This is a genomic window from Desmonostoc muscorum LEGE 12446, assembly GCF_015207005.2.
GTDB lineage: Bacteria > Cyanobacteriota > Cyanobacteriia > Cyanobacteriales > Nostocaceae > Nostoc > Nostoc muscorum.
This window is the reverse complement of the sequence record NZ_JADEXS020000001.1, coordinates 2628317-2642756: the sequence shown is the minus strand read 5'-3', so window position 1 is coordinate 2642756 and position 14440 is coordinate 2628317. Positions and strand designations below refer to the sequence as shown.

The 14440-nt window shown below is 42.3% G+C and carries 14 protein-coding genes; 9 read left to right on the top strand and 5 right to left on the bottom strand.

The window, feature by feature from the left end; genetic code table 11:
* Positions 1 to 16 precede the first annotated feature (16 nt).
* Positions 17 to 673: an HAD family hydrolase gene (locus tag IQ276_RS11400; RefSeq protein ID WP_193919080.1), complete on the top strand. Its 657-nt coding sequence runs from the start codon at positions 17 to 19 to the stop codon at positions 671 to 673.
* 162 nt (positions 674 to 835) lie between these two features.
* Positions 836 to 1750, top strand: coding sequence for a glutaminase A (gene glsA / locus IQ276_RS11395; protein ID WP_193919082.1), 915 nt, complete (start codon positions 836 to 838; stop codon positions 1748 to 1750).
* Here glsA and IQ276_RS11390 read toward each other — a convergent pair.
* Positions 1727 to 3394: a hypothetical protein gene (locus tag IQ276_RS11390; protein WP_193919084.1), complete on the bottom strand. Its 1668-nt coding sequence runs from the start codon at positions 3392 to 3394 to the stop codon at positions 1727 to 1729. The genes glsA and IQ276_RS11390 overlap by 24 nt on opposite strands.
* Positions 3395 to 4023: 629 nt before the next feature.
* Here IQ276_RS11390 and psaA point away from each other — a divergent pair.
* From psaA to IQ276_RS11375, 3 genes are all read left to right on the top strand, one after another.
* Positions 4024 to 6282 carry a photosystem I core protein PsaA gene (psaA, locus tag IQ276_RS11385; protein WP_190881352.1) on the top strand — a complete coding sequence of 753 codons (2259 nt, stop codon included), beginning with the start codon at positions 4024 to 4026 and terminating at the stop codon, positions 6280 to 6282.
* A 198-nt stretch (positions 6283 to 6480) separates the two neighbouring features.
* Positions 6481 to 8706: a photosystem I core protein PsaB gene (gene psaB / locus IQ276_RS11380; protein WP_190881353.1), complete on the top strand. Its 2226-nt coding sequence runs from the start codon at positions 6481 to 6483 to the stop codon at positions 8704 to 8706.
* A 152-nt stretch (positions 8707 to 8858) separates the two neighbouring features.
* Positions 8859 to 9329 carry an REP-associated tyrosine transposase gene (locus tag IQ276_RS11375; protein ID WP_221706638.1) on the top strand — a complete coding sequence of 157 codons (471 nt, stop codon included), beginning with the start codon at positions 8859 to 8861 and terminating at the stop codon, positions 9327 to 9329.
* A gap of 410 nt (positions 9330 to 9739) precedes the next feature.
* Here the strand turns inward: IQ276_RS11375 and IQ276_RS11370 are convergent, their stop codons facing one another.
* Positions 9740 to 10753 carry an IS701 family transposase gene (locus tag IQ276_RS11370; RefSeq protein WP_193926053.1) on the bottom strand — a complete coding sequence of 338 codons (1014 nt, stop codon included), beginning with the start codon at positions 10751 to 10753 and terminating at the stop codon, positions 9740 to 9742.
* A 412-nt stretch (positions 10754 to 11165) separates the two neighbouring features.
* Between IQ276_RS11370 and IQ276_RS11365 the strand changes: the two genes are divergently transcribed.
* The 3 genes from IQ276_RS11365 (at position 11166) to IQ276_RS11355 (ending at position 13156) form a co-directional block, all read left to right on the top strand.
* Positions 11166 to 11513: a type II toxin-antitoxin system PemK/MazF family toxin gene (locus IQ276_RS11365; protein WP_193921759.1), complete on the top strand. Its 348-nt coding sequence runs from the start codon at positions 11166 to 11168 to the stop codon at positions 11511 to 11513.
* A 93-nt stretch (positions 11514 to 11606) separates the two neighbouring features.
* On the top strand, positions 11607 to 12047 hold the full coding sequence (gene cynS / locus IQ276_RS11360; protein ID WP_193921757.1) for a cyanase: 441 nt from the start codon (positions 11607 to 11609) through the stop codon (positions 12045 to 12047).
* A 194-nt stretch (positions 12048 to 12241) separates the two neighbouring features.
* On the top strand, positions 12242 to 13156 hold the full coding sequence (locus IQ276_RS11355; RefSeq protein ID WP_193921755.1) for a DNA-methyltransferase: 915 nt from the start codon (positions 12242 to 12244) through the stop codon (positions 13154 to 13156).
* A 65-nt stretch (positions 13157 to 13221) separates the two neighbouring features.
* Here IQ276_RS11355 and IQ276_RS11350 read toward each other — a convergent pair whose 3' ends face one another.
* The 3 genes from IQ276_RS11350 to IQ276_RS11340 form a co-directional block, all read right to left on the bottom strand.
* On the bottom strand, positions 13222 to 13416 hold the full coding sequence (locus IQ276_RS11350) for a hypothetical protein (RefSeq protein WP_073640193.1): 195 nt from the start codon (positions 13414 to 13416) through the stop codon (positions 13222 to 13224).
* Positions 13417 to 13577: 161 nt separating this feature from the next.
* The gene (locus tag IQ276_RS11345) at positions 13578 to 13829 is read right to left on the bottom strand and encodes a hypothetical protein (protein ID WP_193921753.1); all 252 of its coding nucleotides are present in this window, start codon (positions 13827 to 13829) and stop codon (positions 13578 to 13580) included.
* 18 nt (positions 13830 to 13847) lie between these two features.
* The gene (locus IQ276_RS11340) at positions 13848 to 14060 is read right to left on the bottom strand and encodes a helix-turn-helix domain-containing protein (RefSeq protein ID WP_190881378.1); all 213 of its coding nucleotides are present in this window, start codon (positions 14058 to 14060) and stop codon (positions 13848 to 13850) included.
* A 37-nt stretch (positions 14061 to 14097) separates the two neighbouring features.
* On the opposite strand from IQ276_RS11340, the gene IQ276_RS11335 reads away from it, so the two are divergent.
* Entirely contained in the window at positions 14098 to 14256 is a 159-nt protein-coding gene (locus tag IQ276_RS11335; protein ID WP_193921751.1) for a hypothetical protein, read from the top strand.
* The last annotated feature ends 184 nt before the right edge of the window (positions 14257 to 14440 follow it).

Below are 14440 nucleotides of genomic sequence, written 5' to 3'. Positions count from 1 at the left end.
CGTTTGGGAGTTATATATGGTTGGGGTAATATTTGATCTAGATGGAACTCTTTGGAATATATCTAGTGTATGTGCAAATGCATGGAATCAAGCAATTAAAGTTGCTAATATTCCAAGAATTCCTATTACTGAAGATGATATTAACAGGGTAAGTGGACTACCTTTTATAGAATGTATAAAAAAGATTTTTCCAGATATAGCAGAAGAAAATATTGATAAACTTTCTCTTTTAATAGAAGATTGTGAAAAGCAAGAGATCAAAACTAGAGGGGGGACTTTATACAAAGGTGTTTCAGAATATTTAGATATTTTATCTGCTCAATTTTCCTTATTTTTAGTTAGCAATTGCGAGTATTGGTACTTGCAGGTATTTCTTTCTATGCCTTTAAACAGTAGTAATTCAAGCAAGACTTTTGGCGATATATTTCTAGATTCAGAATGTTTTGGTAGAACTCAAAAACCCAAAGCTGAAAATATCATTGCAATCTGTCAGCGTAATAACTTAACAAATGCAGTTTATATTGGAGACACAGAAAGTGATAGATTAGCAGCAATGAGAGCAGGGGTTGATTTTATTCACGCCTCCTATGGATTCGGTGATATAGAATCAGCAAATATTAAGAGCGCAGCTTCTTTTTGTGAAGTTGCAGATATGCTGCTACATAAATATTAAGTCTATATTACAGAACATTTCTATGAGTTCGGTTAAGCCAGGAGACGCGATAAATCGCCGTCTCTACAAAAGATTGATCCTTAAACTGGCTACTCTTGAGAACTGCCAGTTACTAACACTTAGTAACCGCATAAACTAGAAATGATTTAGGGGATATCACTTTTGAAAAGACTTGATAAACTAACCACTACAGAATTATCAGCTTGGGTACAACAAGCCAAAACCCAAGCTGAACGCGGACAAATTCCCGATCGCATTCCCCAATTAGCTTTAGCCAATCCCGATTGGTTTGCAGTTCACATCTGCTGTAAATCAGGAAAAACCATCAGTTTTGGAGATACGGCTTGTGTGTTTCCGCTGATGAGTGTTATTAAAACATTTTCCCTGCTATATCTGCTAGAACATTTTGGCACAGAAACAGTTTTCAGCTGGGTTGGAGTGGAACCATCAGATGCACCCTTCAATTCTTTAGAACAATTAGTTAGCGATCGCGGCCGCCCCCGCAACCCCATGATTAATAGTGGGGCAATTACCCTCGCTGATAAGTTACCAGGAAAAGACCCTAGAGTTCGCACTCTTTTATTTTGTCAATGGTTGAATGAATTAGCAGGTTGTCAAGTAAATTTAGATGAAGCTATGTTGACTTCTGTGCGATTAACACGTTCAACAGCCAATGAAGCGATCGCCAATTATCTTGCCGAAATCGGACATCTCGAAAATTTGGAAACATCCCTTGACACATACGAACAAATATGCTGTTTATCGGGGCGAGTTGAAGATTTAGCTCTGTTAGGAAAACTCCTAGCTTGTGAATATCACCGTTTGAAATCACAAAATCGCCAAATTGTCAATGCTGTGATGTCAACTTGTGGACTTTATGAAGCTTCTGCCGAGTTTGCAGTTAGGATTGGTCTGCCGATGAAATCAGGCATTGGTGGTGGACTTGTAGCAATAGTACCAAGCGAGGGAGCGATCGCTTGTTACAGCCCCGCTTTAGATACAATTGGAAATCCAATAGCAGGGCTTGTTTTTCTTGAAGCTTTATCGCAAAAGTTAGAGTTGAGTATCTTCGGGTAACGGTGTTGATTCAGGTGTTGGCTGTGGTTCTGGCGACGGCGTAACTCTTTCTGGCGCTGGAGACTCAATGATTTCTGGCAGAGTGGGTGGCGAACTCGGAGATGGGGCAACTATTATTTTTGGGGTGGGTGTCTCAACAGTTCGACGCTTGAAAAATTCACCAAATCTCCGTTTTGCTCGCTCAGGCGCAACTTTTTCGGGTAATGGTGTTGCTTGTGGAGTTGGCGTTACTGTTGGCTGTGGTTCTGGTGTTGCTTGTGGAGTTGGCGTTACTGTTGGCTGTGCTGCTGGAGACTCAATGATTTCTGGCAGAGTGGGTAGGGAACTAGGAGATGGTATGACTGTTGCTTCTGGGGTGGGCGTCTTACCAGCCTGACGGTTGAAAAATCCGCCAAATCTTGGTTTTACTGGTTCAGGCGTAACTTCTTCTGGTAATGGCGTTGATTCTGGAGTTGGGGTTACCGTTGGCTGTGGTTCTGGTACAGGAGACTCAATAATATTTGGTGGTGTTGGTGACAAACTAGGGGATGGTGCAGCCGTTGGAGGTTCTAATTTTGGTTGTTCTGGTTTGGTTGGCTGTGTTTTCGATGCTTCTGGAATTTCAATTTCCGGAATTGGCTGTTTTTCTATCTTCGGTTGTATTTCGGGTGTTTTTTCAATAGCAGGCGTAGGTGTGAATTTATAATTCGGGTCTATAATGCTACGTAACTCATTTGCTGTGAGTTCCCCTCTGGTAATTCTCGACAGAGTATCTTTACCCTTCGGCTGGTAGTCAATCAGTCTAACTGTGGTGTTAAAAGCATTTTTGAGAGGATTTCCCTGGTTATCGAGAAATTCTAGTTTTACCCAGTTTTTACCAGGCTTCCAACCTTTGAGGTAAATTGCTTGCCAGCGATCGAAAATAAAAGTTTCACCATTAATCGTGCAGCGAATGCGCCAATCGCTAAATTCGTCCTTGGCATTTTCCGACGCAACCAAGTGCAGGGGAGCATTAGTCAGGTAAAAGTCAAGTAAAATTGGCTCTGCCCCGTAACTACTTTGAGGGCGACTGTAGGTGAGCAACGGTAGATTGGGAACTGGGTTATTGTCGTCAGTTTTAGTGAAGATGTGAAATGTTGTCTGAGCATAGGCGCCTTCATTTTTAAAGCTTTCATGCCAAGGACGCGAAGCAAAGACGCGCAAGGTATGAGTACCTGGGGACAAGTCTGGCAAAACTAAAGGCTGATTCAGATCGTAAACAGGTATGTAGGGTTGGTTATCAAGAATTACGTGTAGATGTGGACCTAGTTGTAATTGTGGGTCTTTAAATATTGGTAAATCCTTAACCTGAAAGCTGGCTGTGACTTTGTTATCTGAGAATACTTCATCAGCTTTTGGAGTAACAATTGTCACTTGTGGTTGATAAACTTCCAAAATTGGACGCAGTTCTTGGATAACAGCAGGAGGGGCAACTTCCGAAAATTCCTTAGAAACTTGAGAAATTCGCACACCCTTTTCTTGATTGCCAATAGATACTTCCTGGCTGGCAGCCTTATCGCCACAACTGGTTAAGCCACATACCAGTACCAATGTCATTACGAGCCTGAGAATCGGAAAACTCCAAGGGAGGAGCTTCTCTAACACCATTTTCTGCCACGATTTCATGCCTTGCACCCTGCAATCCTTTTTGACATCTCCATAGGGAAATATAGCCCAAAACTGGGGACTGGGGATTGGGGACTGGGGACTGGGGACTGGAGACTGGGCGTAGGAAGAGGACAACGGGACAAGGTGACTTGAGTGAGAGCTTGCAACAAGTCTTTCCTCTTGTCCCTAATTCTCAAGAGTCCCCTTGTTTCCCTCCTCATTTCCTCCAGCCCCCAGCCCTCAGTCCCCAGTCCCCAATCCCCAGTCCCCAATCCCCAGTCCCCAATCCCCAATCCCCAGTCCCCAATCCCCAATCCCCAGTCCCCAATCCCCAGTCCCCAATCCCCAATCCCCAATCCCCAACCATATATTTTACGAATTGTTATTCTTTGTAAATTAAATGAATAATCTATTGACTTTTGGACAATTAGTTTGGAGGTTAAAAGGCAGAAAAGGCAGTTATTTCAGCGATTTTGAATTATTGTTAAAATATCTCCAACAATGTACAAGTGAAGACTCTATAATTCAACGAGAAACAACTCTCCACATGGGTCTTCACTGTGGCTTCAGCAAATCACTGGAGTGTGCGGTAAAACATTACTATGTGGTAATCATGATTCCTCATTCCTTATCAGAGAGGAGGTCGAATGGCAATAAGTCCTCCGGAGCGAGAGGAAAAAAAGGCAAGAGTAATCGTCGATAACGACCCGGTTCCTACCTCATTCGAAAGATGGGCAAAGCCTGGACACTTTGACAGATCTTTAGCCAGAGGTCCAAAAACCACTACATGGATTTGGAACCTTCACGCACTCGCCCACGATTTTGATACACATACAAGCGATTTAGAAGACATCTCCCGCAAGATCTTCTCAGCGCACTTCGGCCACTTAGCCGTAGTGACAATCTGGCTGAGCGGGATGATTTTCCACGGCGCGAAGTTCTCTAACTACGAAGCTTGGCTAAGCGACCCGTTAAACGTTAAGCCAAGTGCCCAAGTCGTTTGGCCCATTGTGGGACAAGACATTTTAAACGGTGATGTTGGCGGTGGTTTCCACGGTATTCAAATCACCTCTGGTTTGTTCCAAGTATGGCGCGGTTGGGGTATCACAAACTCCTTCCAGCTTTACGTCACTGCGATCGGTGGCTTGGTATTAGCAGGCTTATTCCTATTTGCCGGCTGGTTCCATTACCACAAAAAAGCTCCCAAACTGGAATGGTTCCAGAATGTGGAGTCGATGCTGAATCACCACTTACAAGTATTGTTAGGTTGTGGTTCCTTGGGATGGGCGGGTCACTTAATTCACGTGTCCGCACCGACTAACAAGCTTTTGGATGCAGGGGTTGCCATCAAAGATATACCCTTGCCCCACGAGTTCATCTTGAACAAAGACTTGTTGACGGAACTGTACCCAGGCTTCGCTGCTGGTATAACACCTTTCTTCACCTTGAACTGGGGTCAGTATGCTGACTTCCTCACCTTCAAGGGCGGTCTAAACCCAGTAACAGGCGGCTTGTGGTTGACAGATATTTCCCATCACCATTTAGCGATCGCAGTCCTGTTCATCATTGCTGGTCACCAGTACCGTACCAACTGGGGTATTGGTCACAGCATCAAAGAGATCCTGGAAAACCATAAGGGTCCTTTCACTGGTGAAGGTCACAAAGGTCTCTACGAAAACCTGACCACATCTTGGCACGCTCAGTTGGCAACTAACCTTGCCTTCTTGGGTTCACTGACCATCATCATCGCGCATCACATGTACGCGATGCCCCCCTATCCATACTTGGCAACTGACTACGCTACGCAGTTGTGCATATTCACTCACCATATATGGATCGGTGGCTTCTTGATTGTTGGTGGAGCGGCTCATGCTGCCATCTTCATGGTGCGGGATTACGATCCAGTTGTGAATCAAAACAACTTGCTCGATCGCGTGATTCGTCACCGGGATGCGATTATTTCTCACCTGAACTGGGTGTCTATTTTCCTTGGCTTCCACAGCTTTGGACTTTACATCCACAACGACACAATGCGTGCATTGGGTCGTCCCCAAGACATGTTCTCTGATACGGCAATTAAATTGCAGCCAGTATTTGCCCAGTGGGTACAAAATATCCACGCTTTGGCTCCTGGTTCAACTGCACCTAATGCCCTAGAACCAGTTAGCTATGTCTTTGGCGGCGGTATTTTGGCTGTTGGCGGCAAGGTGGCAGCTGCGCCCATCGCTTTGGGTACAGCGGACTTCCTAATTCACCACATTCACGCCTTCACCATTCACGTCACCGTCCTAATTCTGCTCAAAGGTGTGCTGTTTGCCCGTAGCTCTCGTCTGATTCCAGACAAAGCAAACCTGGGCTTCCGCTTCCCTTGCGACGGTCCTGGTCGTGGCGGTACCTGCCAAGTATCTGGTTGGGATCACGTATTCCTGGGACTTTTCTGGATGTATAACTCCCTATCGATTGTAATTTTCCACTTCAGCTGGAAAATGCAATCAGATGTTTGGGGAACAGTAGATCCAGATGGTACTGTGACTCACATCACTGGTGGTAACTTTGCCCAAAGCGCCATCACAATCAATGGTTGGTTGCGTGACTTCTTGTGGGCACAAGCTACACAAGTCATCAACTCCTACGGCAGTGCGCTATCTGCTTATGGACTCTTATTCTTAGGCGCTCACTTTGTTTGGGCATTCAGCTTGATGTTCCTGTTCAGTGGTCGCGGCTACTGGCAAGAATTAATTGAGTCCATAGTTTGGGCGCATAATAAACTGAAGGTAGCACCAGCAATTCAGCCCCGCGCTCTGAGCATTATTCAGGGTCGCGCTGTAGGGGTAGCTCACTACCTTCTAGGAGGAATTGCTACTACTTGGGCATTCTTCCATGCACACATCCTTTCAGTAGGGTAGCAATCAGCTTTCTACAAGTTAGGAGTTAGGAATTAGGAGTTAGGAATGAAGTTAGAAGTTAGAAGTTAGGAGTTAGAAATAAAAATTTAGAACTCATAACTTACAACTCATAATTCTCAACTCATAACTCACAACTCATAACTCCTAACTATCCCAGCTGATACTTGATGGCTAAAGGTCAGAGGAATTATTAAACCTATGGCAACAAAATTTCCAAAATTTAGCCAGGATCTCGCACAGGACCCGACTACTCGTCGGATATGGTATGCGATCGCAACAGGTAACGATTTTGAAACCCATGATGGCATCACTGAGGAAAATCTTTACCAAAAGATTTTCGCCACTCACTTCGGTCACTTGGCAATCATCTTCCTGTGGGCATCCAGCCTCCTGTTCCATGTAGCCTGGCAAGGTAACTTTGAACAGTGGATTAAAGATCCCCTTCACATCCGTCCCATCGCCCACGCGATTTGGGACCCCCACTTCGGCAAACCAGCGATCGAAGCTTTCACCCAAGCTGGCGCTAGCAATCCAGTAAACATTACCTACTCTGGTATCTACCACTGGTGGTATACCATCGGTATGCGGACAAATAGCGAACTGTACAACGGTTCAGTATTCCTGCTAATATTCGCAGCGGTATTATTGTTTGCTGGTTGGCTGCACTTGCAACCCAAGTACCGTCCTAGCTTGGCATGGTTTAAGAGCGCTGAACATCGCCTAAACCACCACCTAGCAGGTCTATTTGGTGTTAGCTCTTTGGCTTGGGCAGGTCACCTAATTCACGTTGCTGTTCCCGAAGCTCGCGGTCAGCACGTAGGTTGGGATAACTTCCTCAACACCCCACCCCACCCAGCAGGTTTAACACCCTTCTTTACAGGTAACTGGGCTGTTTACGCTCAAAATCCTGACACTCCTGGACATGTGTTTGGCACATCCCAAGGTGCAGGAACTGCAATTCTGACTTTCTTGGGTGGCTTCCATCCCCAGACAGAAGCTTTGTGGCTGACTGACATCGCTCATCACCACTTGGCGATCGCAGTATTATTCATCGTTGCCGGTCACATGTACCGGACAAACTTTGGGATTGGTCACAGTCTCAAAGAAGCCTTGAATGCCAAGAGTTTCTTTGGTATTCCCGTTGAAGGTCCGTTCAACCTACCTCACCAAGGTATCTACGACACCTACAACAACTCCCTGCACTTCCAATTAGGTTGGCACTTAGCAGCGCTAGGTGTTGTAACCTCCTTGGTAGCACAGCACATGTACTCCATGCCTGCCTACGCATTTATTGCGAAGGACTACACAACCCAGGCAGCGTTGTACACGCATCACCAGTATATTGCTGGATTCCTGATGCTTGGTGCTTTTGCTCACGGAGCAATCTTCTGGGTACGTGATTACGACCCAGAACAAAACAAAGGCAACGTTCTTGACCGCGTATTGAAGCATAAAGAAGCGATTATCTCCCACCTCAGCTGGGTATCCCTTTTCTTAGGCTTCCACACCCTGGGCTTGTACGTACACAACGATGTAGTAGTTGCTTTCGGTACTCCGGAAAAGCAAATCCTCATCGAGCCAGTGTTTGCTCAGTTCGTCCAAGCTGCTAACGGTAAGGTACTGTACGGTTTAGATACCCTACTAGCTAACCCAGATAGTATTGCTTACACAGCATGGCCCAACTACGCTAACGTTTGGTTACCAGGCTGGTTAAGTGCCATCAACGCTGGTACTAACTCCCTGTTCTTAACAATTGGCCCTGGCGACTTCTTGGTACACCATGCGATCGCCTTAGGTCTGCACACCACCACCTTGATCTTGGTCAAAGGTGCTTTGGATGCCCGTGGTTCTAAGCTGATGCCCGATAAAAAGGACTTCGGCTATGCCTTCCCTTGTGACGGCCCCGGTCGTGGCGGTACTTGCGACATCTCCGCTTGGGATTCCTTCTACCTAGCTGCGTTCTGGATGCTCAATACCATTGGTTGGTTAACCTTCTACTGGCACTGGAAACATCTGGGTGTTTGGCAAGGTAACGTTGCTCAGTTCAATGAGAACTCTACATACCTCATGGGCTGGTTCCGCGATTACCTGTGGGCAAACTCAGCTCAGTTGATTAACGGCTACAACCCCTACGGCGTGAATAACCTGTCTGTCTGGGCTTGGATGTTCCTATTTGGACACCTAGTTTGGGCTACCGGCTTCATGTTCTTGATCTCTTGGAGAGGTTACTGGCAAGAGTTGATTGAAACCCTTGTTTGGGCACACGAGCGCACTCCTCTAGCTAACTTGGTTCGCTGGAAAGACAAGCCCGTTGCTCTGTCCATCGTTCAAGCTCGCGTAGTTGGTCTAACCCACTTTGCAGTTGGTTATGTTGTGACTTACGCCGCATTCTTGATTGCTTCTACCGCTGGTAAGTTCGGTTAATTCGGCTCCTAGTTTTGTAGATAAGTAATAAAAATCCCCTGCTGCAAGGTGGGGGATTTTTTTGGGTTTTGGGTGGGAAAAATAAAGGAAGGGGCGGGCAAGATGCCCACCCCACAAGAAAAGTTATAGAAATATTAGAAATACTATATTGAATGCAAGAGCCAAAGTTGAAAATTTTTCGGAGAAGATTACCTCATTGGGAGTTAGGTGGGGCAGTTTATTTCATTACTTTTAATACTTGGGAAAAGTTAGAACTTAGCGTAGAAGCTAGAGAAATAGTTTTTAATTCATGCTTGTTTTTTGATAAAAATAGATATCAAATATTTGTTTTTGTAGTGATGACAAATCATGTGCATCTGCTTATTCAGCCATTACTCAAATCGGAAAATGAGTTTTGGTCATTGAGTAGCATTATGAAAAGTATTAAAGGTTATAGTGCTAAACAAATTCCTAAAGTGATGAAACATATAGGAACAGTTTGGCAAGATGAAAGATATGACCGTATTGTTAGGAATGATGAAGAGTTTCAACAATATTGGGAATATATCAGACAAAATCCTGTAAAAGCAGGACTCTCATCAACCCCAGAAAATTACCCCTTCTTTTGGCAACTCCCTGAATAATCTCAATCATCACATTCTCTCTTCTCTTGTGGGGTGGGCATCTTGCCCGCCCTTGGTGATGGGCGGGCGAGACGCCCACCCCGCAAGAGATTATTGGATGTTTTTTTATATGTCAGTCCCTGATTGAATCTTTCGTTCAAGTAATATTATCTCTCTCTGATGATGAGCGATCGCTATTGGGAGAAAAACTATTTTTCGATTTATCAGAGCCTTCAAGCAGTAACTTTGTTAACGATGAACCAGACATATACTCACTAACAGATGGAGAACCTATCTAAAAAGAAAGCGATCGCCTAAAATTAACTTAGTGATAAGCAGCAATATGGAAGAACTGCAAATTGCATAAACAGGACTTACGCAACTGGCACAAATAGCGGGCAGGGCGCAGCCCTGACAGGCGACAATTTAAATCAAACCAAGCACATAAGAATACTTGGGCGTTTCAGTTGCTGAATTAAATAATTAGAAAGCAAGTTATGCTTGATTTGATAAATAGTTTGACCAGTTGTATAGGCTAAATTCTTTAACCTAACCCAAACTAACATTGCACAAGCGATATGATTTCTTTGAAGCCTAGCTTTCCGACATTGGCAAAATTCAATCCCAGTTAATTGTTTAATTTCTCTGTGAAACTCCTCGATTTTCCAACGAATTTTACACACCTCTTGTACAACATCCGTGGAACTTTGAGATAAATCGTTAGTTGCGACATAATCCGTTCTGTTGGTAGAAACAGTAACCCGGAATAGTTTCACTTTTTTATTAGCTGGGAACCCTTTAATTTTGATTATCTTACCACAATCTAATTCTTCTTGACTCCATTCTAATAATTCAATACGTTTATATTTTGCTTGACCAAATGTATCATCAACTAACCGATTGTCTTTTAAAGGGCAATAATAAATTTTGTCTAAGCTATCAATATATAGCATTAAACTGTGTACCGCATACCATGTATCCATCAAAACAGTATCAAATGGTAAAAGCTTATGATACACAAGGCTTTGGAGCATGTCTTTCACATGGTCTATCTTGGTTTTGCCATCGACATCAGGATTAAAAATTCGATAATCTATGACCCAAAATCTTTGAAGTGTAGGGTTGACATACACGCAGCTAACTACGCCAATGCCTTTAAGGACACCATGCTCATTACCACTATATTGTCTTCTGACTATTTCTATTTCTTCAGAATACCTTTTATCTAAAATGCTATCATCAAATATTATGTAACCATTGTCATCAGGCTCAACTACCTCTTTCACGTTATCCCATAGTAAACGAGGTGTTAATTTTTCTCTTTTCAAATAATAGTTAATTGTATCATGGCTAATACTCTCTAAATGCTCTGCCAAATTGGTAATGGTATAATTAATTTGGCTACTAAGTAGATACTGGCAATAATCTAATTTAGTAAACTTCATATTCAAAAGTATTCGTTACAGTAGCCTGAGCAGCAGCCCAAAAATTTGGTGTGAAAAGGAACAATTTACATTTGTACTCTAGTTCATTTCATCTGCATTTTTATAGTACTTTAGTACTATTTGTTAGCGATCGCATTGTGCCAGTTGCGTAAGTCCTGATAAATAGAAGCTACCTTTACAACCCTTGTTTGTTAATTTATCAATAGTGAACATTAAACTCGTAGAATCTCTCATACAAGTTATCCTGTGTCTCTCTGATGAAGATCGCTTTCTTTTGGAAGAAAAACTATTTTTCGATTCATCAGAGCCTTCAACTCGCGATCTAATGCTACTTGCCCAGACTGGAGGAGCCTTTAACTTTCTTGAAAATGAACCAGACATATACTCACTTGACGATGAAGAAGCTATCTAAATGTCTCTCCAAAAAGGTGATATAGTCTTGGTTCCATTTCCATTTACAGACTTGAGTGGAACAAAGCTACGCCCTGGTTTAGTTTTATGGATAGACACTATAGGCGATGATGTCACTTTATGTTTTATTTCATCTCAAAATATAAGTAGTTTGAGTCCAGAAGAATTCATCTTAGAACCTTCAGATCCAGATTTTACTAGTACTGGATTACGGGTTATATCTAAAGTTAGCGTGACAAGAATAACTACCATAGAGCGTAGACTAATCACCAGAAGGATAGGTAAATTGGGAGCAAATCAAGTTCAGCAGTTGAATACAGTGATTCTTCAAGCTCTGAAACTTACATAATTTGTAGTGGCAGATGAAATACAGACCCGAATCCGGCGATCGCAGTGATAGCATATATGGAAAATCAAAAGTTTTCACCAGAGGAGTTATCAGGTGTCCATTCCCGAAATTACTCAAAAGCTATTAGCAGCAAAACAAGACGAAGGACTAAGCTTCGCCGATTTAGAAAAAATTATCGGACGCGATGAAGTATGGATTGCTGCTTTAATCTACCGTCAAGCTAGTGCTTCCCCAGAAGAAGCCAAGTTACTAGTCGAAGCATTGGGGCTAGATGCAAGTTATATTAATGAGTTGACTGAATATCCTCTAAAAGGATTAGGCCCAGTTGTACCAACCGACCCACTGATTTATCGTTTCTACGAAATTATGCAGGTGTACGGATTCCCAATTAAAGCCGTGATTCAGGACAAATTCGGCGATGGGATTATGAGCGCCATTGACTTTACTTTAGATGTGGAAAAAGAAGTAGACCCCAAAGGCGATCGCGTTAAAATCATTATGTCTGGTAAATTTCTACCATACAAAAAGTGGTAGTGTTTCAATAAGTTATATCAACCTGTGTACTGACCTCAGGGCAAATATTTCAGAGGCATATTCTCATGCACAGGAATACAAAATTAATATACTTTTCTGTATTACTCTGCCCTGAAATCAGGATTTTTTAAATAAAATATCGAGACAATATCAAAACAAGTTATAACTAGAAAACTGAGATAACTTGATAAATCTTGCAAGAAGAACAAATAAAGCCAGCAAAAGAAATAATTTTTAATCCCTATTATACCCAGCAAAAGGGAGCAGCATATTTAGGTGATAGCCTGAAACTGATTAAATTCATTGATGATAATAGTATTAATTTAATTCTCACCTCACCGCCATTTGCTCTCACACGCAAAAAAGAATACGGTAACGAAACTGCTGAAAAATATATCGAGTGGTTTCTGCCTTTTGCCTATGAATTTAAAAGAGTACTAGCAGATAATGGCTCATTTGTACTGGATTTAGGTGGTGCTTACTTACCTGGTAATCCCGTGCGGAGTATCTATCAATACGAACTTTTGGTTAGATTATGCAAAGAGGTAGGTTTCTTTCTGGCTCAAGAATTCTACCACTATAATCCGGCTCGACTGCCAACCCCTGCTGAGTGGGTGACAATCAGGCGCATTCGTGTCAAAGATTCAGTGAATACAGTTTGGTGGTTGTCTAAAACACCAAATCCTAAAGCAGATAACAAAAAAGTTTTAAAACCTTATAGCCAAAGTATGAAGCAATTACTTAAAAATGGTTATAAGGCCAAAATACGTCCTAGCGGACATGATATTTCTGACAAATTTCAAAAAGATAATCAAGGTGCAATTCCACCAAATTTGATTGAAATTGCTAATACTGAATCGAATAGTGCTTATTTCCGACGCTGTAAAGCAGCAGAAATTAGACCCCATCCGGCACGTTTTCCTCAAGGGTTCGCGGAGTTCTTCATCAAATTTTTAACTGATGAAGATGATATTGTATTAGATCCATTTGCAGGTTCTAATACAACAGGCTTTGTTGCTCAGAGTCTACAACGCCGATGGATTTCTTTTGAAATTAATGAGGATTATGTAATGGGAAGTCGTTATCGTTTTAGTCAAGATTCAGATTAGGTGAAGGGGGAGTAACGAGTTGTGAAGAGTTAAAATTTATAACTCATAAATAAGTGAGTACTCACTCAAATTTCTCCATTCACTTGCATTTGATGAACTTGATCTGCTAACTCTTGACGACCTTGGTCATCTAGTTTATCAATCGCTAACATACCCATAAGAATAACTTCTTTCAGGGTCAAACGTGTCGAATGTGCCTGTTTTTGCACAATCTCCTTAATAATGGGACTAACACCAATCGCTGTACTAGCTCTAGCCACGGAAGAAAAAACGCTAATGATTCAGCCTAAATCTTAGCACTTCCAATGAAGTTATTCTCTATAGTTAAAACTTAATTCAAATGTGTTTCAACTCATACTTCCACGAGCAAACATAAATTTGAAATTCTGTACATAGAGAACTACAACAGAAGTACACAGTATTATCCTTCCTGTAGAAAGAAAATTTTCATCAAACCCTCAATCATGACATCAAAGCTAAAAACTAACTTTTGGATGAAAATAAATTTAACTCTTGTAATATGAAAGTTACAAGTATAGTGTTCGACAACGCCATTAAACGCTCCAAAGTTATCCCAAACCGACTTGAGGGTATAACTTTTTTTTGAGCGAGTTCTCGAAGTTCCAGTATTTTTAACTGAAGCTGGCTGATTGAGGTATGATATCAACACCATGAACAGGTAACTTTTCAACTATTCTTCTAAAATTTCCACTAACTCTTCGATGGTCACCTCAAAGGTGCGAGCCAATTTGTGGATAGCAGTAAAGTCAACTGTTGTCATTGCCGGACGACGAGCATAACTTCTAACCGTGCTGTAAATTACCCCAGAACGCTCAGAAACTTCCTTGAGTGTCCATCCCTTTTCTTGCGCTAGTTCTCGAATCTTCAATCTGACTAATCCCATATTTGATAACTGATGCATTTGCACCGCTCAATTTCATATGAGAATTGACTCTCACCAGGCTGAAGCCGGGGTGATTCAAACTGTTACACCGAAAGAGGCTAAAGCCGTAGTTCTACGTTTTTTGCAGTTATTCTTCCAGACAAAAACCCTCTGTGGCACAGTCAAAACTGCCGTACCAACTGATATTTCTTTCTGATAAAAAGCGATCGCCTCTCGGTTAATCAAACTCTCATGCGTTCACGAAGTGACTCTGAAAGAGTATCGCCACAGTCTACTGAAATCTGGAAACCTGAAATCAAATGGTTAGTCACTATATTAGCAACATCAAAAACAAAAACCTCTATCCTTAGATCGTCAAAAATCATCCACTAGTAGCTGAG